The 23226-nt window shown below is 61.4% G+C and carries 28 protein-coding genes, 1 tRNA gene and 1 pseudogene; 13 read left to right on the top strand and 17 right to left on the bottom strand.

Features of this window, described 5'->3' with window-relative positions; genetic code table 11:
- Positions 1 to 18 precede the first annotated feature (18 nt).
- Positions 19 to 987: an ArsA family ATPase gene (locus AC1XDK_RS05390; protein WP_483348748.1), complete on the bottom strand. Its 969-nt coding sequence runs from the start codon at positions 985 to 987 to the stop codon at positions 19 to 21.
- A 1-nt stretch (position 988) separates the two neighbouring features.
- Positions 989 to 1285, bottom strand: coding sequence for a DUF7990 family protein (locus AC1XDK_RS05385; RefSeq protein WP_231186163.1), 297 nt, complete (start codon positions 1283 to 1285; stop codon positions 989 to 991).
- A gap of 98 nt (positions 1286 to 1383) precedes the next feature.
- On the opposite strand from AC1XDK_RS05385, the gene AC1XDK_RS05380 reads away from it, so the two are divergent.
- Complete coding sequence (locus AC1XDK_RS05380) at positions 1384 to 2613, top strand: GTP-binding protein (RefSeq protein WP_483348747.1); 1230 nt, start codon at positions 1384 to 1386, stop codon at positions 2611 to 2613.
- Between the two features lie 92 nt (positions 2614 to 2705).
- Positions 2706 to 3383 (top strand): uracil phosphoribosyltransferase, encoded by a 678-nt coding sequence (upp, locus tag AC1XDK_RS05375; protein ID WP_483348746.1) that lies wholly within the window; start codon positions 2706 to 2708, stop codon positions 3381 to 3383.
- Between the two features lie 9 nt (positions 3384 to 3392).
- Here upp and AC1XDK_RS05370 read toward each other — a convergent pair whose 3' ends face one another.
- The 3 genes from AC1XDK_RS05370 to AC1XDK_RS05360 form a co-directional block, all read right to left on the bottom strand.
- Positions 3393 to 3542 (bottom strand): hypothetical protein, encoded by a 150-nt coding sequence (locus tag AC1XDK_RS05370; protein ID WP_483348745.1) that lies wholly within the window; start codon positions 3540 to 3542, stop codon positions 3393 to 3395.
- A gap of 83 nt (positions 3543 to 3625) precedes the next feature.
- Positions 3626 to 4159, bottom strand: coding sequence for an orotate phosphoribosyltransferase (pyrE, locus tag AC1XDK_RS05365; RefSeq protein WP_483348743.1), 534 nt, complete (start codon positions 4157 to 4159; stop codon positions 3626 to 3628).
- A 63-nt stretch (positions 4160 to 4222) separates the two neighbouring features.
- Positions 4223 to 4786, bottom strand: a complete 564-nt coding sequence (locus AC1XDK_RS05360; RefSeq protein WP_483348742.1) for a CDP-2,3-bis-(O-geranylgeranyl)-sn-glycerol synthase — start codon at positions 4784 to 4786, stop codon at positions 4223 to 4225.
- Positions 4787 to 4902: 116 nt separating this feature from the next.
- Here AC1XDK_RS05360 and AC1XDK_RS05355 point away from each other — a divergent pair, with 116 nt between their 5' ends.
- The 5 genes from AC1XDK_RS05355 (at position 4903) to AC1XDK_RS05335 (ending at position 8240) form a co-directional block, all read left to right on the top strand.
- On the top strand, positions 4903 to 5733 hold the full coding sequence (locus tag AC1XDK_RS05355; RefSeq protein ID WP_483348740.1) for a proline dehydrogenase family protein: 831 nt from the start codon (positions 4903 to 4905) through the stop codon (positions 5731 to 5733).
- Between the two features lie 51 nt (positions 5734 to 5784).
- Positions 5785 to 6438, top strand: a complete 654-nt coding sequence (locus tag AC1XDK_RS05350) for a DUF502 domain-containing protein (RefSeq protein WP_483348739.1) — start codon at positions 5785 to 5787, stop codon at positions 6436 to 6438.
- Between the two features lie 63 nt (positions 6439 to 6501).
- Positions 6502 to 6897, top strand: coding sequence for a DUF6276 family protein (locus AC1XDK_RS05345; RefSeq protein ID WP_483348738.1), 396 nt, complete (start codon positions 6502 to 6504; stop codon positions 6895 to 6897).
- Positions 6898 to 6993: 96 nt separating this feature from the next.
- Positions 6994 to 7419 carry an HIT family protein gene (locus tag AC1XDK_RS05340; protein WP_483348737.1) on the top strand — a complete coding sequence of 142 codons (426 nt, stop codon included), beginning with the start codon at positions 6994 to 6996 and terminating at the stop codon, positions 7417 to 7419.
- 44 nt (positions 7420 to 7463) lie between these two features.
- Positions 7464 to 8240 (top strand): ParA family protein, encoded by a 777-nt coding sequence (locus AC1XDK_RS05335; protein ID WP_483348736.1) that lies wholly within the window; start codon positions 7464 to 7466, stop codon positions 8238 to 8240.
- A gap of 26 nt (positions 8241 to 8266) precedes the next feature.
- On the opposite strand, the gene AC1XDK_RS05330 is transcribed toward AC1XDK_RS05335, so the two are convergent.
- Complete coding sequence (locus tag AC1XDK_RS05330; RefSeq protein ID WP_483348735.1) at positions 8267 to 8782, bottom strand: DUF7858 family protein; 516 nt, start codon at positions 8780 to 8782, stop codon at positions 8267 to 8269.
- A 168-nt stretch (positions 8783 to 8950) separates the two neighbouring features.
- Between AC1XDK_RS05330 and AC1XDK_RS05325 the strand changes: the two genes are divergently transcribed.
- Positions 8951 to 9829, top strand: coding sequence for a transcription initiation factor IIB (locus AC1XDK_RS05325; RefSeq protein WP_483348733.1), 879 nt, complete (start codon positions 8951 to 8953; stop codon positions 9827 to 9829).
- Here the strand turns inward: AC1XDK_RS05325 and AC1XDK_RS05320 are convergent.
- The 7 genes and pseudogenes from AC1XDK_RS05320 to AC1XDK_RS05290 all read right to left on the bottom strand — a co-directional run bounded on the left by AC1XDK_RS05320 (position 9811) and on the right by AC1XDK_RS05290 (position 15593).
- Positions 9811 to 10473: pseudogene (locus AC1XDK_RS05320) on the bottom strand (P-loop NTPase). The gene AC1XDK_RS05325 and the pseudogene AC1XDK_RS05320 sit on opposite strands and share 19 nt — an antisense overlap.
- Positions 10470 to 11147 (bottom strand): DUF7857 domain-containing protein, encoded by a 678-nt coding sequence (locus tag AC1XDK_RS05315; protein ID WP_483348732.1) that lies wholly within the window; start codon positions 11145 to 11147, stop codon positions 10470 to 10472. Before AC1XDK_RS05315 ends, AC1XDK_RS05320 begins: the two are co-directional and overlap by 4 nt.
- A gap of 26 nt (positions 11148 to 11173) precedes the next feature.
- The gene (locus tag AC1XDK_RS05310) at positions 11174 to 12016 is read right to left on the bottom strand and encodes a DUF7856 family protein (RefSeq protein WP_483348731.1); all 843 of its coding nucleotides are present in this window, start codon (positions 12014 to 12016) and stop codon (positions 11174 to 11176) included.
- The gene (locus AC1XDK_RS05305) at positions 12013 to 12351 is read right to left on the bottom strand and encodes a DUF7855 family protein (RefSeq protein ID WP_483348729.1); all 339 of its coding nucleotides are present in this window, start codon (positions 12349 to 12351) and stop codon (positions 12013 to 12015) included. Before AC1XDK_RS05305 ends, AC1XDK_RS05310 begins: the two co-directional genes overlap by 4 nt.
- Before the next feature lie 36 nt (positions 12352 to 12387).
- The gene (locus AC1XDK_RS05300; protein ID WP_483348728.1) at positions 12388 to 12993 is read right to left on the bottom strand and encodes a DUF7504 family protein; all 606 of its coding nucleotides are present in this window, start codon (positions 12991 to 12993) and stop codon (positions 12388 to 12390) included.
- Between the two features lie 209 nt (positions 12994 to 13202).
- Positions 13203 to 13487: a DUF7854 family protein gene (locus AC1XDK_RS05295; RefSeq protein WP_483348726.1), complete on the bottom strand. Its 285-nt coding sequence runs from the start codon at positions 13485 to 13487 to the stop codon at positions 13203 to 13205.
- Between the two features lie 9 nt (positions 13488 to 13496).
- Positions 13497 to 15593: a minichromosome maintenance protein MCM gene (locus AC1XDK_RS05290; protein ID WP_483348725.1), complete on the bottom strand. Its 2097-nt coding sequence runs from the start codon at positions 15591 to 15593 to the stop codon at positions 13497 to 13499.
- Positions 15594 to 15813: 220 nt separating this feature from the next.
- On the opposite strand from AC1XDK_RS05290, the gene AC1XDK_RS05285 reads away from it, so the two are divergent.
- Positions 15814 to 16026, top strand: coding sequence for a hypothetical protein (locus tag AC1XDK_RS05285; RefSeq protein WP_483348724.1), 213 nt, complete (start codon positions 15814 to 15816; stop codon positions 16024 to 16026).
- Positions 16027 to 16162: 136 nt separating this feature from the next.
- Here the strand turns inward: AC1XDK_RS05285 and AC1XDK_RS05280 are convergent.
- Both AC1XDK_RS05280 and AC1XDK_RS05275 read right to left on the bottom strand, forming a co-directional pair.
- A tRNA-Pro gene (locus AC1XDK_RS05280) sits at positions 16163 to 16235 on the bottom strand.
- 56 nt (positions 16236 to 16291) lie between these two features.
- Positions 16292 to 18346: a DEAD/DEAH box helicase gene (locus AC1XDK_RS05275; RefSeq protein ID WP_483348723.1), complete on the bottom strand. Its 2055-nt coding sequence runs from the start codon at positions 18344 to 18346 to the stop codon at positions 16292 to 16294.
- 240 nt (positions 18347 to 18586) lie between these two features.
- Between AC1XDK_RS05275 and AC1XDK_RS05270 the strand changes: the two genes are divergently transcribed.
- A complete protein-coding gene (locus AC1XDK_RS05270) occupies positions 18587 to 18763 on the top strand; it encodes a hypothetical protein (protein WP_483348722.1) in 177 nt (58 codons plus the stop codon).
- Here AC1XDK_RS05270 and AC1XDK_RS05265 read toward each other — a convergent pair.
- Positions 18760 to 19122: a cupin domain-containing protein gene (locus AC1XDK_RS05265; RefSeq protein WP_483348721.1), complete on the bottom strand. Its 363-nt coding sequence runs from the start codon at positions 19120 to 19122 to the stop codon at positions 18760 to 18762. The two genes, AC1XDK_RS05270 and AC1XDK_RS05265, sit on opposite strands and share 4 nt — an antisense overlap.
- A 24-nt stretch (positions 19123 to 19146) precedes the next feature.
- Complete coding sequence (locus tag AC1XDK_RS05260) at positions 19147 to 20358, bottom strand: RNA-guided endonuclease InsQ/TnpB family protein (RefSeq protein WP_483348720.1); 1212 nt, start codon at positions 20356 to 20358, stop codon at positions 19147 to 19149.
- A gap of 90 nt (positions 20359 to 20448) precedes the next feature.
- On the opposite strand from AC1XDK_RS05260, the gene AC1XDK_RS05255 reads away from it, so the two are divergent.
- The 3 genes from AC1XDK_RS05255 to AC1XDK_RS05245 all read left to right on the top strand — a co-directional run bounded on the left by AC1XDK_RS05255 (position 20449) and on the right by AC1XDK_RS05245 (position 23214).
- Positions 20449 to 21615, top strand: a complete 1167-nt coding sequence (locus tag AC1XDK_RS05255; RefSeq protein ID WP_483348718.1) for a CBS domain-containing protein — start codon at positions 20449 to 20451, stop codon at positions 21613 to 21615.
- 89 nt (positions 21616 to 21704) lie between these two features.
- A complete protein-coding gene (locus tag AC1XDK_RS05250; protein ID WP_483348717.1) occupies positions 21705 to 22385 on the top strand; it encodes an SOS response-associated peptidase in 681 nt (226 codons plus the stop codon).
- A 49-nt stretch (positions 22386 to 22434) separates the two neighbouring features.
- Entirely contained in the window at positions 22435 to 23214 is a 780-nt protein-coding gene (locus AC1XDK_RS05245) for an HVO_0234 family beta-propeller protein (protein WP_483348716.1), read from the top strand.
- Positions 23215 to 23226: the final 12 nt, after the last annotated feature.

Here is a 23226-nt window from a genome sequence, read left to right as displayed (position 1 = left end):
TTATATCTTTTTTGTGAACTATTCTGCCACCGCAGATTCCACCTCGACGTCCAACTCGTCTGCGACCTCTCCCAACAGCTTTCCTTTCACCTCGGAAACTCGTGATTCGATGGCGGCGACCACGGGTTCGTCGAACGATTCGCGGATGTGGTCGATGCGGTCGCGCTCGGTTCGACAGCGGTCGCGGAGATAGGTCGCCCCGCGTCCGGTCTCCTCTTCGTCGGGTTCCGGCGTCACTTTGTTGATGACGAGTCCCGACACCGGCAACCCGGATTCCGTGAGTTCCTCCACCGCTCTGCCGGTTTCTCGAATCGACAACTCGTCGGGATTGAGAACGAGGAAGAACGCCGCGTCGTTTCGCAGCACTTCCCCCGCGAACTCGAACATCTCCTTTCGTTCCTGCAGTCGGGCGATGATTGGGTCTCCCTCGCTCACCCGACGCGGTTCCCGGTCGCCGATTGCGGCCTTCTCGAACAGGTCGATGCTCTTGCGGCGCTTGTGAAGCAAGCGGTCTATCCACCCTTCGAGGAACTCGGGAAGCGAGAGCAGACGGAGCGTTCCGCCGGTCGGCGAGGTGTCGAAGACCACGCGGTCGTACTCGTCCGAGTTCCGCATCACGTCGATGAATCGGTCGAACAGCGCCGACTCGTGGGCACCCGGCGTCTGGTGTGCCATCTCCACCTGCCGGTCGATGGCGTTCACCAATCCCGCGCTGACGTGGTCGCCTAACGAGCGCTTTATCTCCATCAGGTGGTTCTCGACCTCCGTTTCGGGGTCGATTTCCATCGCCCAGAGGTTCTCGATGCCGTCCACGGAACGCGGGTCGTCGTCGAACTGCTGGTCGAACACGTCCGACGTGCTGTGTGCCGGGTCGGTCGAAACGACGAGCGTTTTCAATCCGGCGCGTGCACATTTCAGGCTGTACGCGCTCGAAACCGTCGTCTTTCCCACGCCGCCCTTTCCGCCGAAGAACACGAACTTTCGCATGTTAGAAGTGATACTGTTGGCCTTTTCGTTCGACGAGCGATTCGCGGTCCCACATCCGACGCTCCCACGCTTCGAACTCGTCGGTCAGGTACGGGAGCAGTTCGGCGGTGTAGTACGAAACGGGACTCGGTACCCCGAACACGTCGGGGAAGCACGCGAGCATGAATTCGTCCTCCAAATCCTCGGCTTCCTTCTCTATCAGTTCGTACGCCGGATGCGAAATCATCCCGTGATAGAGGCCGCGAAGCCACTCCTCGACGGAGCGACGGAACGTCTCGATTCGGTCCGCGAGAGACATACTCACACAGTACGCCCCTCGCTATTTAAGCAGGCCGGTAAGTTCGAGAGTCGATTGCGGCCACTTAACATCCTGCGATGCGTGCGCCACGATAACGAATGAATCAGGGGTCCATTCCGGTCACGATTCTGAGCGGCAACCTCGGCGCGGGCAAGACGACGACGCTCAACCATCTCCTGCGTACGAGCGAGGACAGGGACATCGCGGTGCTCGTCAACGACATGGGCGAGATAAACATCGACGCCGAACTGCTACAAGGCGGGACGGAACTCGTCGCCGAAGAGGGCGTCGCGGAACTCTCGAACGGATGTATCTGCTGTGAACTACAGGACGACCTGCGAACGGAAGTCACCCGCCTCGCGCGCGAGTGGGAGTTCGATACGCTCGTCGTGGAGTCCTCGGGCATCAGCGAACCCGCGCCCATCGCTCGCCTGTTCACGACCGAATCCCGTGTCGCCGCACGGTACGACGTCGATACGACGGTCACCGTCGTCAGCGCGCGGCAGTTCGACGAATTCTTCGCGGACGGCGCGCCGATCGAGCGCACGGAAACCGAGGACGGCGACACGCGCCCCCTCTCGGACCTCGTCATCGAGCAAATCGAGTTCTGTGACGTGCTGTTGCTCAACAAATGTGACCTCGTGGACGCGGACCGACTGGACGAAATCGAGGCCACCCTGCGCGCACTGCAACCGCGCGCCGAACTGATTCGAACCGAACACGGGCGGGTCTCCCCCGACCGCATCCTCGACCGCGGACTGTTCGATCTCGGCGACGTCAGTGACTCCGCCGGATGGAAACGGGCGATGAACCACGAGGAAGAACACAACCACGACGAATCGCATCACCACGGCCACGACGAATCCGACCACCGTCACCCGCAGGAGGCCTACGGAATTTCTTCCGTCTCGTATCGCGCCACGCGACCCCTTCATCCCGAGCGACTCCACGACTTCTTCGAGTCGCTTCCGAACGGCATCGTCCGCGCCAAGGGGACGTTCTGGGTCGCCGGGCGGGACGACGTGAAACTGGAGTACGGACAGGCCGGAGCGGCCGCTCGCGTGGAAGTCGCGGGGCCGTGGATCGCCAGCCTCCCCGAAATCGACCAGGACCTCTATCGGAGCAACCGTTCCGAGTCCTACTGGGACGAGGAGTGGGGAGACCGCCGAACAAAACTCGTCTTTATCGGAACCCACGTGGACGCGGAGGCCATCACCGCCGCCCTCGACGACTGCGTGCTGACGGATGCGGAGATGGAAGAAGACTGGAGCACGTTCGAGAACCCGTTTCCCGAGGACGAATCGGGGCTGTTGACCGTCGGCGAGTAAATCGTCTTGCCTCTCATGCCGCGATTGTCACACGGTCCCGCGGGTTCGCTCGTATCGTTAGCTTATAGCCCTTTCCCGCGCACGAATCGCATATGACTATCGAAAAACGAGGTGACGCCCACCTCATCACGCACGCGATGGCGAAGGATACGCTCTCGAAGATTCGGGACGAGAACACGGAACAAGTCGGTTTCCGAAAGGGACTCGTGAAACTCGGTCGCATCTGTGGCTACGAAATCATCGACGGCGCGATGGACACCGAGTACGTCTCCATCGACACGCCGCTGACCGAGACGACGGGCGAGCGCGTCAAAGGATTGGACGATGTCGTTATCATCAACGTCCTCCGCGCCGCGACGCCGTTCGTGGAAGGCCTGCTGAAGGCGTTCCCCCGCGCCAAACAGGGCGTTATCAGCGCCGGCCGCGACGAGGAGGCCGGAATGAACGAGAACGGCGAGTTCCCCATCACCATCGACTACGTCAAACTCCCCGAAATCACGGAGGACGATACCGTCATCGTCGCTGACCCGATGCTCGCCACGGGCAGCACGATGTGCGCCGTGCTAGACGAAGTGCTCAGCGAGCAGTCGAACCCGGAGAACTTCTTCGTCCTCTCGGCCGTCAGCGCCCCCGACGGTCTGCTTCACGTTCACGAGCAGTTCCCCGAAGCCGACCTGCTGACGGTCAGCATCGACGACCACCTGAACGCCGACGGCTTTATCGTTCCCGGACTGGGCGACGCCGGCGACCGGGCGTTCCGAACGGCCTGACGACTTCCGTTAGATAAGGATTCGAAGCAGTCCGATGACGACACCGGCGCCGACGAGACCAGCGCCCCAGAGCATCGAACTTCCGGGTGCCGCACCGATGAGAAACGAGACGATTCCCGAGATGATGAGCGAGACGCTCGCGTGGCTTCGCACTGACATGGTATCTCATCGGCCATCGAACTAAAAAATCGGCTGGCACATCACGAAAGCAATTCAAGTGGGTCCCGAGCGAACCTTCCACGTCACTCGTCGCCGCCGTTCTCCGCGAGGAGGTCGGAGGCCGAAAGTAGTGCCTCCATTTCGACGTCGGCGTCGGCCAGATTCTCGCGCCCGCCTTCCTCTCGGTCTACGACGACGAGGATTTTGTTCACTTCCGCGCCCGCATCGCGAAGTGCTTCCACCGCGTCGACCGCGCTCTGACCCGTCGTCACGATGTCTTCGAGGACGAGTACTTCCTCACCGTCGTCGAGTCGCCCCTCGATGAGGTTCGCCGTGCCGTACTCCTTCTGTTTCTTCCGCGCGATGACGTAGGGAGTCTCCGTCTCGACGCTCGTCACCGCGACGAGCGGAACCGCACCGAGAGCCACGCCCGCCAACTTCGTCCCGTCGAGTCGCTCCGCGAACGCTTCGGCGATGAGCGACAGGCAGCGTGGGTCCGTTTCGAACAGGTACTTGTCGACGTAGTAGTCGCTCGTCCCGCCGTGGGAGAGTTCGAACTCGCCGTACTGGACGGCGTCCGCCGCGCGCAGGGCCTCGATGAGTTCCTGATTCGCCATGTGCGAGTCCGTGCGGCGAGGCGGGTTAAAGGTAGTTCTTTGGCGGCGTCACCGCAGTCGGCGTTACCACGGTTCGTTCTTGAGTCCGAGGGCGTACGCGATGACGTTCGTCACGATGTGCAAGAGCGGTGTCGCCACGAGAACCACGACGACGACCGGTGGTTCGAACGTATCTAACGTCCACGTCGGCGCGGCGAGCAGGGTGAGCAGGAGCGACGCCACGACGAAATCGAGTTGGTCGATGCCGGGGAACGCCGCGCCGCGCTCCCTGCCCGTCCGGCGCTTCAGGAAGGAGGCGGCCATATCGCCGAGCATCGCGCCCGCGGGGAGCGTGAGTATCACGACTGCCGGGAACGGGTCGGGAAGCGCGACGCCCAGAAACGCGGCCGCTGACGGACGAATCGCGTTCAGTATCAGCGCCAGTACTGCTCCCGCAAGAATGCCGGTGGCCGTCCCGCGCCACGTCTTTCCGTCGCCGAGGAGTCGCTTGCCGTTCCACGTCCGCCCGCCGTCTATCGGCGCACCGCCCCCCGCGAGCACCGCGAAATTGTTCGGGACGTACGCGGGCAACATCGTCCACACCGCGACGGCCACGGTTTCGAACACGTCCGCGCCGAGAAGATTCATATCGACACAGATACCCTCCTGGTCTTAAGACCCAGCGGTATGGCCCCGAATATATGCCGATGGCCCTCACGGATGTAATATACAATCATAAGACGAAGGGGGGTGAAAGTAAATGCATGATACCACCGATTGCCAGTCGGTTCGTCGCGGGCGAAACCCCGGCGGAGGCGCTCGAATACACGCGGGACCTGAACCAACGAAACGTCAACGTCATTCTCAACCTCCTCGGTGAACACTATCACGAACGGGGACCGGCGGACGAGGACGCCGACGTGTACCTGCGTTTGCTCGAAGACATCGAGCGCTCCGACCTCTCGGCGTGCGTCTCGGTCAAACCTTCGCAGGTCGGTTTGGACGTGGGAACGAACGTCTTCCGCGAGAACATGGAGCGAATCGCGGACGCGACCGACGACACCTTCGTCTGGATCGACATGGAGGACCACACGACGACCGACGCGACCCTCGACGTGTTCGAACGACTGGCCGTCGAACACGACGGCAACGTCGGCGTCTGTATCCAAGCGAACCTCAAGCGCACCGAGGACGACCTCGAACGACTCGCCGACCTCCCCGGTAAAGTTCGACTGGTAAAGGGTGCCTACGACGAACCCGCCGAACTCGCCTACAAGGAAAAAGAGCGCGTCAACGCGGCCTACCGCGACTATCTCGAATTCATGTTTCAGGAGTTCGACGGCGGTATCGCGGTGGGAAGCCACGACCCGGCGATGATAGAGTACGCACAGGAACTCCACGACGAGTACGGTACGGACTTCGAAATTCAGATGCTGATGGGCGTGCGCGAGGACGCGCAGGTCGAACTGGCGAAAGAGTACGAAGTCTGGCAGTACGTTCCCTACGGTGGCAAGTGGATGTCGTATTTCTACCGTCGCGTAATGGAGCGCAAGGAGAACCTTCTGTTCGCGGCCCGCGCGGTCCTCGGCAGATAATCGAAAACATTGCAACTAGTTTATATTCCTGCAACCAGACGCTACACCTAAATGTCTTCGTGGAAACGCGATGCCGGAAGCGGTCTCATCGTTTTAGCCCCCCTGTTGGTTACTGCGTACATCATCGCGTGGTTGTTCCTCAAGATAGCCGGTCTGCCCTTCTTGGAAAACCTCCCTGATTACATCCTCTTCGGCGGATTGATCAAAATTCCCGGCGACCTCATCCGCGTCGGCATCGTCCTCGCCGTCTTCACGGCGCTCGTCTTCAGCATCGGCTATCTCATGCGAACGACGCTCGGGAGCGTCGTCGAAAACGCAATCGACGGGACGATGAATCGACTGCCGGGCCTTCGAATCATTTACAATGCGTCCAAAATGGCCGCGGAAACCGCACTTTCCGACACCAATCAACTCCAGAAACCCGTCAAAATCGAGACGTGGAACGGCCTCAGAATGACCGCGTTCAAAACCGGGAAACAGGCGGACGACGGGCGCGAACTCCTCTTTTTGCCGACCGCACCCAACATTACTACCGGGTTCGTCATCGAAGTCGAATCAGACGACATAACCGAAACGGACGAGAGCGTCGAAGACGCCTTGACTCGTATCCTCAGCGCCGGATTCGGGGAGAGCAACCAGGAAGGGATTCCCATCAACGTCACCGACGAGGCGGACGACCCCACGGAGACGCCGCCACCGACCTGACGCCCGTCGTCACCGTGACGAGAATCTAACATCCTTTTGGGGTTCGCACCGTTCCCTTAGCGTATGGAATGTCCCGAATGTGGTGGCGACCGGCGATACTTTGCCGTTCCCCCAAAAATTCGCTCGGACCTGCCGAACGAACCTGCCTCCGTTCTCCTCTGTACGCGCTGTCTCGCCTTCGAATCGGTGACAGACCCGGACACCGAACTGTCGAACTTCGCCACGATAAGCGACGCACTCCCAGACCAAGGTGAATCCGCCGCCGCGATGGTACTCGCCACCGCGCTCCTCTCTTCGCTCGCGCTCTACCGCCAACACGTCGACGCGCTGTTCGACCACGTCGAAGCGGCCGGTGTCGACCCCCTCCTCGTCCTCGACCGATTGGCCGACGACCCCGATATTCACCCGGATTTCGACATCGAGTCGCGCCGACAACAACTCCTCCAACTTCGTGACTGACCGATCGACAGCCACGGGAATCCCGAACTACCGCGCGATTCGGGACCTGCCGCGGGACCCTCAACTTTCATCTGGGTGACCCACGATTACACGACCATGCCGAACGACTGCATCTTCTGTCAAATCGTCGCCGGAGACATTCCCAACAAAACCGTCTACGAGGACGAGAGCGTCCTCGCCTTCCTCGACGTGAACCCGCTCGCGCCGGGTCACACGTTAGTCATCTCGAAGGACCACTACGAGACGCTCGGCGACGTACCCGAGGATACGGCCAACGACTTGTTCTCTGTCCTGCACGACCTCACGCCCGTCGTCGAGGCCGCGGTGGACGCGGACGCCAGCAACGTCGCGTTCAACAACGGCGAGGCGGCGGGACAGGAAGTCCCGCACGTTCACGGACACATCATTCCTCGCTTCGACGGAGACGGCGGGAACCCGATTCACGCCATCGCCGGGGACCGCCCGGACCTCTCGGACGACGACCTCGACGCAATCGCGGACGGCATTCGAGAGGGACAGTAACTGCATATTTTTATACCAGAACGAATCTATTTTTATTCAGATACGTGAACCGAACTGCCGCATTCGTCGGTGCGACCGGCGGGGCCGGAACGACGCGCCTCTGTGTCGAAACCGCCGCCATGCTCTCTCACGTCGGACGCGACGTGGTGATTCTGGACGCTGCCTTCGCCACGCAGGGCCTGGCACGTCACGTTTCGGGCCGCATCGACACCGACATCACTGCACTGCTCACCGAGAAAGGCGACTTCGAAGACGCGCTCGTCGACCATCCGGTCGAAACCGCCGGACGACTCGCTCTCTGTCCTGCATATGCGCCCTTCGAACGGCTCGCACGTGCGAAGACCCCGGATGCCGCCGAAGCGCTCGAATCGTTCGTCGAACGCGCAGCGACCGAATTCGACCACGTCATCATCGACACGCCACCGGTCGCAGCGAATCAAGCCGTCGCAGCCGTCAACGCCGTCGAGTCGGTGGCGGTGGTGACACCCGCCTCCCAACACGGGGCCGATGCCCTGCAGGGAATGCGCGGCCGCCTCGCCGACCTCGGTACGGATGTGGACGTCGTCCTCGCCAACTGCGACGACGAAGGATACCCGTTAGGAGAGGCGATAGGGATTTCGACGAGCGACGCAACCGCCGTCGAGAGCGTGCCAGCAAGCGTCCCTGAACTCGACACGTCGTTTTCACCCACACTCGCCGCCGCCGTCGAAGCCACCTTCGACGTTTCGCTCGATATCGAGTTCCCCGAGGGGCGGTTCATAGACATCGACGCGAACGAGTATCTTCCCGAAAACTATCTGCCGGAGTCGCTTCGCAACTAGCTATTCCTGGTGTCTGTTGCAGTTCGCTACAGTAGGTCGCTGACACCGCTCATCGTCTCCGCCAGCGCATCCCGCTTTTCGACGGCGGCGTCCCCATCCAGAGCCAACGCACCTTCCAGCACTTCGGTCGCGCCGTCCAGCGGGTCGTGAGTTTCGATAAACGTCGCTAGCGCGAATTCGGTTTCGCTCGCGCCGGACAGTGCGAACGCTTCGGACCGCGAAACGTTCGCGGAAAGCCAGTCCTCGATGAGTTCGTGGCCGATGGCAGAAAGCGGGGAGATACCGGTTGCTCCGAGCAGATGGAGCGTCTTTGCGGCCGTCATCGGTGCAACGCCTGCACATCTGGCGATTTCACCGACCGCCACGCCGGACGCGTGCGATTCGACTATCGTCACCGCGGCGTCCGTCTCGCACGGCAATGCCTCGCTGAACGGTGCGAGCCGTTCACGGAGGTCCCGTCCGGTGTCGTCCACCGTCGCGACACCGTAGTCCCTCTGTTCGACCGTCACCTCCAACCCGGCGGCGATATCCGACAGCACCATGTGTGCGCCTTCTCTCTCCTTTGTCTTTAAATATGGTGACAAGTATCAAAATTGGTAATCGGCTCCTTGAACGTACCGGTAATCGGTACGTTCTCTCCAAGGAAATTCGGTTGATTTCCCGATTTCTGCGCTCGTTTAAATACCATCTCGGACGAAGTTTCAACTGTGATGAGTACGACACAACTCTCAACCGAAACGTGCCCCGAATGTCAGAGTCGCGTCCGTACGGACGGCGCGGAAGCGGTGTGTACCGAATGTGGCCTCGTCGTCGCCGAGGACAGTTTGGACCGTGGTCCGGAGTGGCGGTCGTTCCGCGACGACGAAACGGAACGCAAACGGACCGGCGCGCCGCTGACGCGCTCGCGCCACGATCGCGGACTGACGACCGAAATCGGGTACAAGAACAGCACCGTTCGACTCACCGGTCGGAAACGCCGCCGCGTGATGCGGATGCGCCGCCAGCACAACCGCGCCCGCATCTCGTCCAAGGCGGAACGGAATCGCGTGTACGGCTTCACCGAAATCCGCCGTCTCGTCGGTGCGCTCCAGTTGCCGGAGAGCGTCCGTGACCGCGCCTGTGTACTCTTCGAATCAGCACAGTCGGAGGATTTGCTTCGAGGGCGTTCGATAGAAGGGTTCGCCTCGGCGGCGGTGTACGCCACCTGTCGAACGTCCGCCGTCTCACGGACGCTCGATGAAATCGTCGAACGCGCCCGCGCCGAACGGGCCGAACTGACGGCCGCCTACGATGCGATGAACCGCGAACTCGGCCTTCCGGTCGGTCCCATCGACCCACGAGAGTACCTTCCACGATTCGCCAGCAGACTCGACCTCTCGATGGAGGCCGAACGGCGTGCCCAGTCGTTCGTCGCACGTGCGGAGGAACGAAACCTCATCAGCGGACGCAATCCGAGCGGAATCGCCGCCACCTGCCTGTATGCCGCCGCCCGCGATTGTAACGAGCGTATCACCCAACGCGCCGCCGCCGACGTTGCCGACGTGACTCCCGTGACGCTCCGCTCGACGTATCACGACCTACAGGAGTAAACCGCCCGCCCGAGTTCCGAAAACCGTTCTCCCGCCTCGCTCTCCGGTGCCGCAGTCGCTACTGGGCATCCGCTTCGCTGTGCCTCTGCAACCGTTCTCGATTCAGGGACCGTCGTCACCGGCGCACCGAGCGTTCTCTCGACGGTTTCGACCGGTGGGTCTTCCTGTACCCGGTTCAGTACGACTCAACACAATCCGGCGTCGAGTCGCCGTGCGAGCGCCTTCGTCCGAACCGCGTCGGCGAGTGCGAACGGTCGCGGAATCGTCACGAGAACGTAGCCGTCGGCCGCGACCAACGGGAGTCCTGCGTCCGCCGACATTCCCGCCGGGCAGTCGATGATGACGTGGTCGTACTCCGCCGCCACCCGCGCTATCACATCCACGAACTCGGTGACGTCACACGAACGCGCACCCGCCAACGTTCGACCACACGGCAGCATCAGAACGTCCTCGACGCTCGACACGGCTTCGAGCGGATCCGCACGCCCTGCCAACACGTCGTGCAAATCCGGCCCGTGCGCCGTCGGCAAGTCCGCCATGGCGAGGTCGGCGTCCACCACGACCCCGCCGAGTTCCGCCCCGAGATTGAACGCCACGGTCGATTTTCCGACGCCCCCTTTTCCCCCGGTAACCGCGATGTTCATTTCGCTCCTCCGACCGACTCCCGTTCCCGTACCGACTCCATCCGCTCTCCTAACACGCCTGCCCGCCTCACAACCGAATCAAGCGCGCGTTCGTCCGCTGCGATTTGCCGCCGCCGCTCCTGCTTTTCGGTCTGCTCGGCTATCGTTCGTTTCCCTCTCTCGCCGTCTCTCGCTTCGTATCGGTCGAGTCGTGTTTCGACGGCGGCTAACCACGACTCGACTGCATCGGGAAGGTTCGTCCGGGACGACATCGGTATCGCATCTGCGGGCGGCCGAGCATCCCCCAGCGTTCGAACGACATCCACCGCCGTCGGTTCGATGTCGAATTCGTTGGTCGAACGGTGGGACCTCCCGTTGGTCGTCGATGTTTCCATCTCCGGGGCCCGTTCCGTCCAGACGATTTCGGCGGGCGGCGAACGCGGGTTCTCGTCGGTCGCTACCGCGTAGCCGAGCGACCGCCGTTCGCCTGCGCCGACCACGCCTTCGAATCCCCCTTCGTCCCATCCGGCTTCCGGAACGCCGCCCCCACACGGTGGCCAGAGTTCGCCGTCGAGACGGTTTCCGACGCGGACCCTCACAGGAGTTGACATCGTGTTTTCGACCACTAACGCGACCAGCGCGACGGTTTCGACGCTACCCGATTGCTCCTCCGTCATCCAATGCAGTGTCACCATGCCCCGAGTTGGAACCGCTTTCCGTCTTAAACCTGTAGTACGGGCGCGTTAAGGCACTCGGCCGCTGCTCGCGTCGATTCGAATCGCTCACACGCGAGTACGACCGGCGCTCGAATCCGCGCGATGCGAGCGATTGCCAGCGCCGCAGTCGTCGGATTTCCCTCGAACATCCCCCGCTTCGTCGTTCGGTACCGCTCTCGTTCCCCTCCCGGTATCGCTTCCACTGCCGATACGAACTCCTCGTGAACTTGCCGAGCTAAATACTCCCGGGCAGTGCGTTCGAGGTTCGATTTCCGGTCCCGAAGACGCAACCGCCGCTCTCGAGTGTCCCTCTCCAACCGCTGGTGCTCTCGTGCGCCTTCGAGTGCCTGTTCCGCCGCGATTCGTTCCGTCTCCATTTCTGCTAACTTCCGCGTCGCTCTCCGCAACTTCGCCTCGGCCTCATCGGAGTTCTCCCCCGAACCCCGAATGGCCTGCACTCGGCCACGCAACGCGGCGACACGTTCCCGGTGTTCCGTTTCCGACCCACTTACCTCTGCGACCCGCCGACGCTCAGCGCGAAGCGAACTCCCTCCGATGTCGAGTGACCGCAACGACGCCTCGATTTCGGTTATCTCCTCGTCTTGCGGTGCGTGCATCCCGAGCGACCGAGCGGCGGCGGCCATTGCCGGACGGAATCGAATCGATATTTCCGATTCGATGTACCCCACGTACGCGTGTGCCGGACCCGGTTCGGGGCAGTCGATATCGAGTGCGCTCGATTCGGTATCCGAACGAACCGCCGCAACGACATTCGATGGGGTGATCGACTCCTCACGCAGGTCGATTGCGCGTCCTCGAACCGTTCGCTCTCCCGTTTCGACCCTCATAATTCCGCGTTGCGCATCGCGTCCGGTGCCGGGTGGTCCGTCCCGACGACGAACTTATCGTACGGAGTGCTCGGCTGTTCGCGGTTCTCGTATGCTTTCGCGGCCGCGCGAATTCCGTCCGGGACGTCACGGAACTCGTTCAACGGTTCCGTCCGTTCTAGTTGTACGTCTGCTCCGTGTTTCTCGTAGAGACGAAGCGCGAGAAACGCACCTAACTCGGTCGGCTTCAGTAAGGCGGCCCGACCGAACCGCCGTACGACGCACTCTTCGTGTGCCGAACAGATGTTCCGAAGCGTCTGTCGGGCACCGCTGGAGTAGGTGATTATCAGCAGCACGACAGTTGGTTCGTCGCTTATATGTCTTAAAATTAACTACCGCGTCCGGACGTTCCACTCGCCGTCATCCAACTCGGCGACGGCATCGAACAGCGTCTTGAGGGTATTGATGGTCTGTGAGTCGTGTGCATCGGGATCGAGATGGAAGTGAGCGGTCACGTCGGCGGTCGTAAAGCGACCGATGAGGACGTGAAGGAACTTGTAAACGGTCTGCACGTCCGAATACTGGAGGAGCGCCGTCAACGAGTGAAAACACGCGACGGTCTGGTTGCCGTTTCCGTGCCACTGCTGGAGTACTTCGCTGATTTTGATTCCGAGACCGGTCAAATCTCCGGGGTTCGAGAGCGTGTCGATGACGGCATCCGTCGGCGTCTCCTGCATCGGCGCGGACGTTGCTACCGACCGAAACGTCTCCCCGACACTGATAAATCGTAGGTTCGAGGGTCTCCTGCCTGCATGCGCGAGCCAATCTTGGATACATGCGTCCGGCGAACGGGTGAACGTCACCCACAGGACGTTTTCCTCGGATGGTGGCGACGTTGTCAACATATCTACGCACGCATCGTCGGTTTCCGAACTCATCGAAGGGGCGAGAACGAGAACACTAGACTCATCGCCAAGCGTCGCAGAAAGACCGCTCATATCTGATGCTCCTTGGCGTCGTACATGTTCTCTGTGTCGTCCATCCCGTTCCATCTCTCGTGTATCATCCTACCATCCGCATTATTATGGGTTCGATAAGTCCCGAATATACTGTCGATAGTCTCGCATTTGATACACCTGCACACGCAGCTGTTACAGTATACTGTATTCAGAGCACGTTTATCTAGTTTTCCATATCCCGGACACTGTCATTTACTGGCGTTCTCCACTTGAAATTCCACCGTATCATCGTCCAGTAATTTTACAACCCGTTGACGTGCCGCCGCCGCCGACTCCGCGACGACGACGATTCCTGCCGCTCGTTCGTCCCCCGTCGCTCTGTATGCTGTTACCTCCCCGTCTGCTTCGAAATCGGTCGCGTATGTCTGTAACACAGTCAACACTCGACGCTGTGTCTCACGTAACTCCTCTTCTCCCGACTCGAAATCGGAGAGTGCATCCTCGATGTTCCTGAGTGCTGAGATGCGGTCCATGTCGGGTCGTTAGGTCGTTCGGAGGTGGTTGGTCGAGGGTTCGTACACTTCGCCTTTCTGTTTTAGCTTGTCGATTTCGTGTTCGGCTTTCGAGGGGTCCGTCCCCGTCTCTTCCGCTCGTTCCAGGACGACATCGACCGGGGCACCCTCGTCGTACTCCCCTTCGATTTCCCCGATGAGTTGTTTGATTCCCTTGATACGCTCCCGCTGCGTTCTGGAGGTTCCCGTCTCCACTACGTCCGCGTCGAACTGCCCCGTTTCGGGGTCCACACCGATGTCCTGTAGGCACGACCGAACGATTTCGATGACACGGTCCGCGTCCCGTTGTTCGACGGTATCCGACAGACGAACGCGAGCGCTCGCTTCGGCGAGACGAACCAGCGCCTCCAGTTTCCGGGCCGTGACCGGAACCGGCGCATCCTCGTCTGCACCCTTGGCCCGCAAATCGACGTAGAAATCACGAATCGCCTCGCGGGCTTCCGGCGTCATCGTCGGATAGACGTTCGATTTCGCGTAGGCGATGTACTTCCGCAGGAGTTCGGCGTCGATGGCCGGCGCCACCTCTTCGGTCTGACTGTTTACCTGCTCTTCCGTGATGTTCGGCGCGTTGATTTCGGTCCGCTGAGTGTTCAACTCGCCCGCAAAGTTGGTTTGGAGGATGTGTTCTGCCAGTTGCGAGTCGTGGTCGGGGTCCGGCTTGTCCGTCACGGTGAAGATGAGGTCGAACCGGGAGATGAGCGCAGGTTCGAGATTGATCTGTTCGCCGATTGATTCGTACTGGTCAAACCGGCCGTACTTCGGGTTCGCCGCGCCGAGGAGCGAACAGCGGGATTTTAGCGTCGCGTTAATCCCCGCCTTGCTCACGCTGATCTTCTGCTGTTCAAGCCCCTCGTGCATGGCCGAACGGTCCTCCGGACTCATCTTGTCGAGTTCGTCCACCGCCGCTATGCCCTTGTCCGCGAGTACCAACGCACCCGCCTCCAGCGTCCACTGTTGTCCGTCACCGAAGTCGTCACGCACTGCCGCGGCCGTCAGACCCGCTGAGGACGACCCCTTCCCGGAGGTGTAGACGGAACGCGGCGCAATATGTTGGATATAAGACAACATTTGTGACTTACCAGTCCCCGGATCACCGATGAGAAGCATGTGCAGGTCTCCGCGAATCCGCGACCCGTCGGGGAGGTGTTTGGTCACGCCGGAGAACAACTGCAAGATCATCGCCAACTTCTCCTGCTCGTAGCCGTAGATGGCCGGTGCGATGGAATCGACCATCTGCTCGTAGATGTTCCCCTCGTTCGAGAGTTCGATGATTTCCTGTTTGTCCTCGTCCGTGATGTCCATGTCCTCGAACTCCTCGTCCTCGATTTCGACGGCCACTCCGTCCATGTACACGTCGAAGACGGCGGACTTCTCCTGCCCGCTTCCCTGCTGCTCGAGGTGGAGGATACCCGTCACGGTCACGTGGTCGCCGGGCGAGACGTGGCCGGTGATGTCGTCCTCGATGTGTATGTCGATGCTCTGTGGCGTCTCGCCGCCGCGAAGTCCCTCCGGACTCTCCTGTATGCGGAGTTTCTGCGAGTCGATGAACTCGGACTGGTCGAAGTTGATGCGGAAGGGTCCCTGTCGCTCACAGCCCTGACACTCGTGGGGTTCCTGAAAGTCCCCGCCCGCTTGTGGGATGTATGTCAGCGTTCCACAGCGCTGGCATTCGAACGCGGCCTCCTGAATCTTCGGCCGCACGCCTGTCGCCTTGCGGACGATTCCCTGTACGCTCACCATCGTGTTGACGTGCCGGGCACGAATCGCGCGGATATCCGTGTGTTCCGGCAGGTTCTGTAAGCGAACGTGTGCTTGCCCGAGGCTCACGTCCACGGGGAGGTCGTACAGGCGGAGCGCCTCTTCAGCGTACTCCTGTAGTTGCTGCGGTTGCGCGAGGTAGTCGTCCGCGATGTCCGCGTCGTACTGATACAGGTCGTTCCAGTTGATGTACAGCGACCGCTTTTCGTTCGGGTAGTTCTGGGCGAGTTCCCCGATTTCGTCTCGATAGTAGTTCCGGTAGAACTGTTCGAACCTGTCTATCAGTTCCGTGTTTTCCGCGCGAGCCATTCATAGGTCATTGGTTCCCGATTAGGTAAGAAGTTTCGCAAACTCCCGTGAGAAACCTGTCATTTGTGTAGGAGTCTTCCCCCGTAAACCGATTCGAGCGCGAGACGGACAACTGTCACCGATTTCACCTCTTGTCACTCCACTCCTTCGTCCCCTAAAATATACACCTTGCACCTGCAACCACATCCCGCACATCCCCGTAAACGCAACACCCACAAGCATGTTCGGACCACTCGGACCACTCACCGTCGGAAAAAAGGCCGCGAAGGTCGGCTACCGACGCTTCGGCAAACTCGGCGCAGTCGTGTTCGGTATCGGCGCAGTCGGCGGGTATCTCGTCGTCAAAAAGAAAGTGAAGTCGATGATGAAGGGCGATACCGACGATACCGGTTCGTCGGATGACGATGCCGCGGAAGGCGGCGAAGCGGCGTAGGTTCTCCCTTCCATCTTTTGCTCGCGTATGCTGTGCGGACCGTGTCTTCTCTGATTCAAATCCTCGGAGAACCATCTCGGACGACGGATGTCGTTCGCGTCGCTGACGCGCCGCTCACGGTCTGGTCGTCCAAGAATGGGATCGCCCGGATTTGAACCGGGGTTATCGGCACCCAAGGCCGAAAGGATACCAAGCTACCCCACGATCCCGTACCTTTCAGTAGCGTGTTCCCCCTGTAAAACGTTTCGTTTGGCCGCCGTCCGTGTCACTCGTCCTCGCCGAACAGTTCGAGGTCGGCGACGATTTCGAACGGTTCCTTGTCCTTTCGGATACCGTCCAGAATTTGGAACGCCTCGTCCGGCGCGAGGAAGTGACTCGTGACGACGCGCCCGAGGTGTGTCGGGGAGAACCCGTGGATGAAGTCGTATTCGAGCAGTTTACCGAGCGCGTGTTTCGTCGGCACGTCGCCTATCATCCGGTCGTTCAAGCGCTTCGCGGCTTTCCCGCCGACCGTGATGTTCGCCAGCGTCTCCTCGATGGCCGCGCTCTCGTCGTAGAGGGTGCGCACGTCTTCCATCTCGCCTTTGAGGAGTTTGAACGCCACCTCGTCCTCCGACATCTCCATGCTGTTGTGATAGCTTCCGTCGGGTTCCACGAGGACGTACACCTTCCCCCGGTCGTGGTAGTCCGGGCGACCCGCGCGGCCGAGCATCTGGTGGAACTCCTGTACCGTCAGCCACTCGATGCCCATCGCCAGCGAGTCGAAGATGACCTGTGAGGCCGGGAAGTCGACACCGGCGGCGAGCGCGGCCGTCGTGACGACCGCCGCGAGGTCCTGTTCGGCGAACATGCGCTCGACTTTCTTCCGCCGTCCGTAGTCCAGTCCGGCGTGGTACGGCGCGGAGTTATACTCTAATTTTCTGGAAATCTCGTGACAGCGTCGCCGCGAGTTGGTGAAGATGATGGTCTGACCGTGATAGCCCTTCGAGGACTCGCGGTCGAACTCGCGCTTCACCAGTTTGTTCTCCGTCACGGGCTTTTCGTGCCCCTCGGCGAAGGTGACGTGGCGCTCCAGCGCGACCGGTCGCTCCTCAAACTCCACGAGGTTCGCTTCCAGCGACTGCGCCAAATCCTTCGGGTTCCCGACCGTCGCGGAGAGATACACCCACTGTGCGCCGCCGTAGTCGTTCCGCTGCTTGGCACGCTCCTCGCAGTAGTATTTCAGCCGCGAGATGAGGCCGTCGAGGCGGTGGCCGCGCTCCTGTTCTTGCAAGGTGTGCACCTCGTCGATGACCACCGTTCCGATGTCACCCAAATCGCGCCCCGTCCGGAGCGCGTGGTCGATTCCCTCGTAGGTCCCGACGATGATGTCCGCGTTCGGGTCGAACCGGTTGCCGTCGTCGCGCACTCGACTCGCACCGACGCGAATGGTGACGTTTGCCAGGTCGCCGTACTCCTCCTCGAAATCCTCGTGCTTCTGGTTCGCCAGCGCCACGAGGGGGACGAGAAAGAGCATCTTTCCTTTCCCGTTCAGCATCCGGTCCAGTCCGGTCATCTCGCCGACGAGGGTCTTCCCGGTCGCCGTCGCGCTGACGACGAGTTGGTCGTCGCCGTCGAGGAGGCCGTTTTGCACCGCGAGGCTCTGGACGGGAAGCAGGGTATCGAACCGCGATTCTAGCAGATTCTGAATTCCGGGGTGCAGGCTCAGGGAATCCACTTGTTCCATCTCGACGTCCTCGACGTTCGCGCTGATTTCGTCGAACTTCGTCAGGTCCGGGTCGAGTCGTCCTTTGAGCAGGTTCGTGATTCGTTCCAAGTCCTGTACTTCCATCAGGAGGTCTTCGAGTCGGTCCTGCGCGGCGCTCGTCAGGTTGCCCCTGAACGAGAGTTCCCGCTCTAACTCCCGCGTTGCACAGTCGGGACAGATGTACTCGTCCCCCGTATCGATGGCCGTATCGCCGTTGATGGGCGAGTACCGGCTTTTGTTGGCGCACAACCGACACGTCCGAACGGTTTTCGCGTCGAGTTGGTAGCCGTCGAGCATCTCCTTCAGTTCTTCGCGCGCATCAGGCGAGGTCTGTTGCGAGATTCGAATCCGGCTTGCGTTCCGTGCGAGTTCGACGAACTCGTCGGGACTCCGCGGTTTCTCGCTCGACCCGTCCTTCAACAGAAACCGCCCGGGTCGCGGTCCGGCGTCCGTCTCCTTCAGTTCGAGGATGGAGCGGAACAGCCGCTCACCGCCACGCTGGGCCGCCACCTGATAGCCCCTGTCCGTTTCGTGGCAGAAGAGCGTCTCCACCTGCTGGGCCTGCTTCGACACGGGACGTGCTACACACCCGAGCTATTTCAGCGATTCGAACGAGACGACCACGAGTCGCCATCTCACGCCGTGTCAGTCCGCACCATCGTCCGAAGAAAGCAGCCGTTGAATAGTAGAAATCCCGGCCTAATAGCTCCGAGCGACCGTTATCCCGCCAATACCGCTTTTCAACCAGTTCATAACAAAGCCGGTTCGTCCGTTAGCGCTGGACAGCGCACGGTCGCGCATCATGGTGGCATAATGAAAGGCACGCAAGAAGAAGACCTTCCACGGCGCTTCGACGACGACGTCATCCTCGAAATCGAGGACGGTACCGACCGGGAACGACCGCTCGTTCGAATCTCTGATACCCGGGAGGAAGCGGCGTGGGTGTCCTCGTCCATCGACTCCGTCGTCTCGCTCTCCGAGTGCCGTTAGACGAGTTGAATCTCGTCGTCCCCGTTCGGCACCGCACAGATGAACGCACCCGATTCTTCGCCCTCGTTTCGATACCAGTGGACCGTCCCCGCCGGAATCAGTAGCGAATCGCCCGCGCTGACTTCGTACTCCTCGTCGCCGATGCCGACGACGTACTCGCCTTCGAGCACGAACTGCTCGTGTTCGACCTCGTTCGTGTGTTCCGGTACCGTCGCGCCCGGTTCGAGCGTGAATCGACGAATAGCGAAGTTCGGAGCGTCCTGTTCGTCACCGATGAGAACGCCCTTCGCCATGCCGTCCGCGGCCCCGACGGCCTCGTATTCGATGTCATCCGCGTCCCGTATGATTGGTTCGGACATGTCCGCCAATTCGAACGCGGCGGGCTAAGGTTTTTGCACTGCTTCGAGGTCCTCGTTCGGGACGAACTCCCCGTCGGGCGTCACCCGTCCGGACACGAGCGCGCAGTACTTCGCGCCGACGCCCCGTGAGGAGAGCGGTCCGCGCCGGATACACCGGAATCCGACGTTCTTCGCCGCGTTGTAGTCGTCGTTGGCTTCGTTGCCGCACTTCAGGCACTCGAACTGGTTGTTCTCCACGTTCCGGTTCTGCGGATGCGTGAAACCACAGGACGTACAGCGCTGACTCGTGTACTCCGGATTCACCTGTACCACCGTGATGTCCCGCTCCGCCGCGCGATAGGCGACGAATTCGAACAACCGTTCGAACGTCCGTCCGTGGAACGCGGTCGCCTGTTCGAGCATCTCCTGTACGCCTTCGAGTTCTCCGAACGCGATCACCGAACAGCCGTGTGTTTCGGCCTCCGAAATGATTTCGCCTGCGATTTCGTGCAAGGTGTTACGGGTGAAGTTCTCGATGCGTTCGTTGGCCCGCCTGAGCGTTCGCCGCGCGCTTCGCGTGTTCGTCTCACGGAGGTCCTCGCGCAAGTCGGTGAACTCGGCGTGTCGGTGCGTGAGTTCCGCGCCGGAGAAAAAGCGGGCCGTACTCGTGACGGCGAGGTTTTCGATGCCGAGCGAGACGCCGAGGACGGTGGCGTCTTCGGTCGGCAGGTCCACGTCCGGTCGCGGGCGTCGGAATCCGAGGTGAAGATGGAACTCCCCGTCCCGGTAGTGGAGCGTACTCTTTGCGGGTTCCCATCTGTCGTCGTCAAAATACTGCGACTGGTAGCCGTGGTCCGGGAACACGAGACGACAGCGGACGCGGTCACTGGTCGTCGTCAGACTGATGCTCCGGTCGTCGAACAGCGTCAACGTACGACTGTCGTAGACGACGGTCGGACTGGTAAATTCGGGCTTTGCTCCGTCGTCTTCCCGTTCGAGCGCGCCTTTTATCGCTTCCGCGGCGCGGTGGGTGGCGAGGACGGCGTGCTGGCTTCCGAGGCGAGTGCGCTCGCGCAACTTCTCGTACGCCAGTTGCTGTACTTCGTTCCGGGTGTGGCAAACACCCCACGCGGCGTTGACCGCGATTTGGCACCCGCGCTTCCACTCGCGAACCATGGACAGCAACCGCTCTCGGTCGCCCGCCTCCACCGAGAGGCGCGTCACTGCCGTCCGCCTGAAATAATCGGGACCGCTCACGTTCTTTTCTCCCCGGAGCGCCCCCTTGAATACTTCGGGACGCCTCTCGGCGTGAAGACGCTTAAGTTGTCTCCGGTGCAACATACGTCCATGCGAAGCTTCAAAATCGGGAGCGTGTTCGGCATCCCGATAAAACTCGACCTCACCTTCCTGCTCATTTTACCGGTGTTCGCGTGGCTCATCGGGACGCAGGTCGCGGACTGGGTCCGAATCATGAATCAAATCTGGGGGCTCGGGCTATCCGCCGGACCCCTCTCGTCCGGAGCCATGCCGTGGTACCTCGGTGCGGCCGCCGCCGTCGGTTTGTTCGTCGGCGTCATCCTCCACGAACTCGGCCACTCCGTCGTCTCCATCCACTTCGGCTTTCCCATCGACTCCATCACGCTGTGGATTTTCGGCGGCATCGCCCGCCTCACCGACCAACCCGAGGAGTGGTCCGAAGAGCTTCTCATCGCTATCGCCGGACCCGTCGTCAGCATCATCCTCGGCGTCCTGTCGTTCGTCGCGCTCTTCGCGGTGCCCACGGACTTTCAGGCCGTCCGGTTCGTTCTCGGTTATCTCGCGCTGATGAACCTCGTCCTCGCCGCGTTCAACCTGCTGCCCGGCTTCCCGATGGACGGTGGCCGCGTTCTCCGGGCGCTCCTCGCTCGAACCCGTCCGTTCGCACAGGCCACCCAAACCGCCGCCGAGGTCGGGAAGGTGTTCGCCATCATGTTAGGGCTGTTCGGTCTCCTCTCCGGCAACATCCTCCTCATCGGCATCGCCTTCTTCATCTACATCGGTGCGTCCAGCGAGGCCCAGCAGTCGGTCCTCGCAGCGACGTTTCGCAACGTCCACGTAAAGGACGTGATGACGGACGCCGAAAACTTACACACCGTTTCGTCGGACACGTCCATCGCCGACCTCCTCGAGATGATGTTCCAACAACGTCACACCGGCTATCCCGTGGTCGATGACGGCGAACTCGTCGGCATGATAACGCTCGACGACGCCCGAAGCGTCAGGCAGGTCGAACGCGACGCCTACACCGTCCGCGAGGTGATGTCCACCGACGTCAAGACGATACCCGCCGACGGCGACGCTATGGACGCGCTGGAGACGATTCAACAGCACAGCATCGGTCGGCTTCCGGTCATCGACGCCGACGGAAACGTCGCGGGAATCATCTCCCGCACCGACCTGATGACCGCGTTCAACATCATCAACAGCAGCGGGCGCACCGAGGAGGAACTCGCCCCGCACGAACAGCCGTCGTAAACTCGCTGAAACCCGTCGAAAGTCCCGGCTTCGAACCGCCGAACATCGTTGCCATCGTGCTTATTCTTCTCCGTGGCGGAGTATCGAGTATGTGTGGTCGCCTCTCGCTCTTCGCATCCCAAGACGAACTCACCGACCGGTTCGACGCCACTCCCACCCGTCCGCTCCGTCCGCGATACAACGTCGCGCCGGGGCAGGACCATCCGGTCGTCCGCAACGACGCGTCCGAGGAAATCCGCTTCCCGACGTGGGGTCTCGTTCCCCACTGGGCCGACGAGTTCGGCGGCGGGCACATCAACGCCCGCGCCGAGACGGTCGCGGACAAGCCGAGCTTTCGGGACGCCTACCGCGACCGTCGGTGTCTCGTCCTCGCCGACGGCTTTTACGACTGGAAGAAGACCCCGTCGGGAAAACAACCCTATCGGATGACCAGAGCGGACGGCGAACCGTTCGCGATGGCGGGACTGTGGGAGCCGTGGCAGAACGGAGAGCGGAAAACGTCGTTCACCGTCGTCACCACCGAACCGAACGACGTCGTCGGCGAAATCCACCACCGGATGCCCGTCATCCTCGACCCCGACGAGGAGGCGACGTGGCTCGAGGGCGACGAGGACGAACGCCGGTCCGTCCTCGACCCGTTCCCGGCGAGCGAGATGCGAGCCTATCCGGTTTCGACGAAGGTGAACAACCCCGATAACGATTCCGCCGACATCGTGGAGGAAGTCGTCGCCGAGGAGGACGCCCAGACGGGATTCGGCGACTTCACCTGAGTCCGACGGAATCCGAACGTTTTCCCCGGTTTGCGTTCATCACTCGCACATGACCACCATCGACGAGAAACGAGTCTACAGCGACCGGGAGGGAACGACGACGGTCCTCGTCGCCACGGAATTCGGCGTCGCTCGCGTCGAAGTCTCCGGGGATATCATCGGTGAGTTCTCGCTGGCACACCGCTGTGCCGCCCGCGATATCGCCGCGGCCGACGACGCCCTCGCAATTGCGACGGACGAGGACGTCCTGGACGCCGGGTTTTCGCCGCTCGGGTTCGGTCCCGCCGTCGCGGTCGGGTTCGACGGCGCGAAACTCCTCGCGGCGGGTGAGGACGGACGACTCGCACGCCGCGAGGGAGACGAGTGGCACGAATTGGCGACGTTCGACGCCGTGCGAGCCATCGACGGGGACTTGGTCGCAACCGACGACGGCGTGTGCCGGGTTTCGTCGGACGGCGTCCAACACGCCGGATTGGCCGACGTCCGAGACGTGTCCACAGCGGGTGTGCCGCTCGCGGCAACCGCCGACGGCCTCTACCGACTCGGAAACGGGTGGATGAAAACCGTCGACGGCGATTTTCGCGTCGTGAGTGCTACGGACGAACAAGCGTACGCCGCAACCGCTGATGGAGTGATGTCCTGCGAGGGTGACGAAGTGGACGAATGGGTGGACGTTTCCGTTCCGGTGAACGACCCCGTCGTCGATATCGCGTTCGGGGACGGCGTCTACGCTGCGACCGAATCCGGGACGTTTTTACTGACTACCGGCGACGGATGGCGGAGTCGCCACCTCGGTTTGACCGACGTCACGGGAATTGCCGTCCGCTAGTTCACATCCGTT

Source organism: Haladaptatus sp. HS23, from assembly GCF_056892285.1.
The sequence above is the reverse complement of the archived record's forward strand: the minus strand, read 5'-3'. Positions and strand labels throughout refer to the sequence as shown.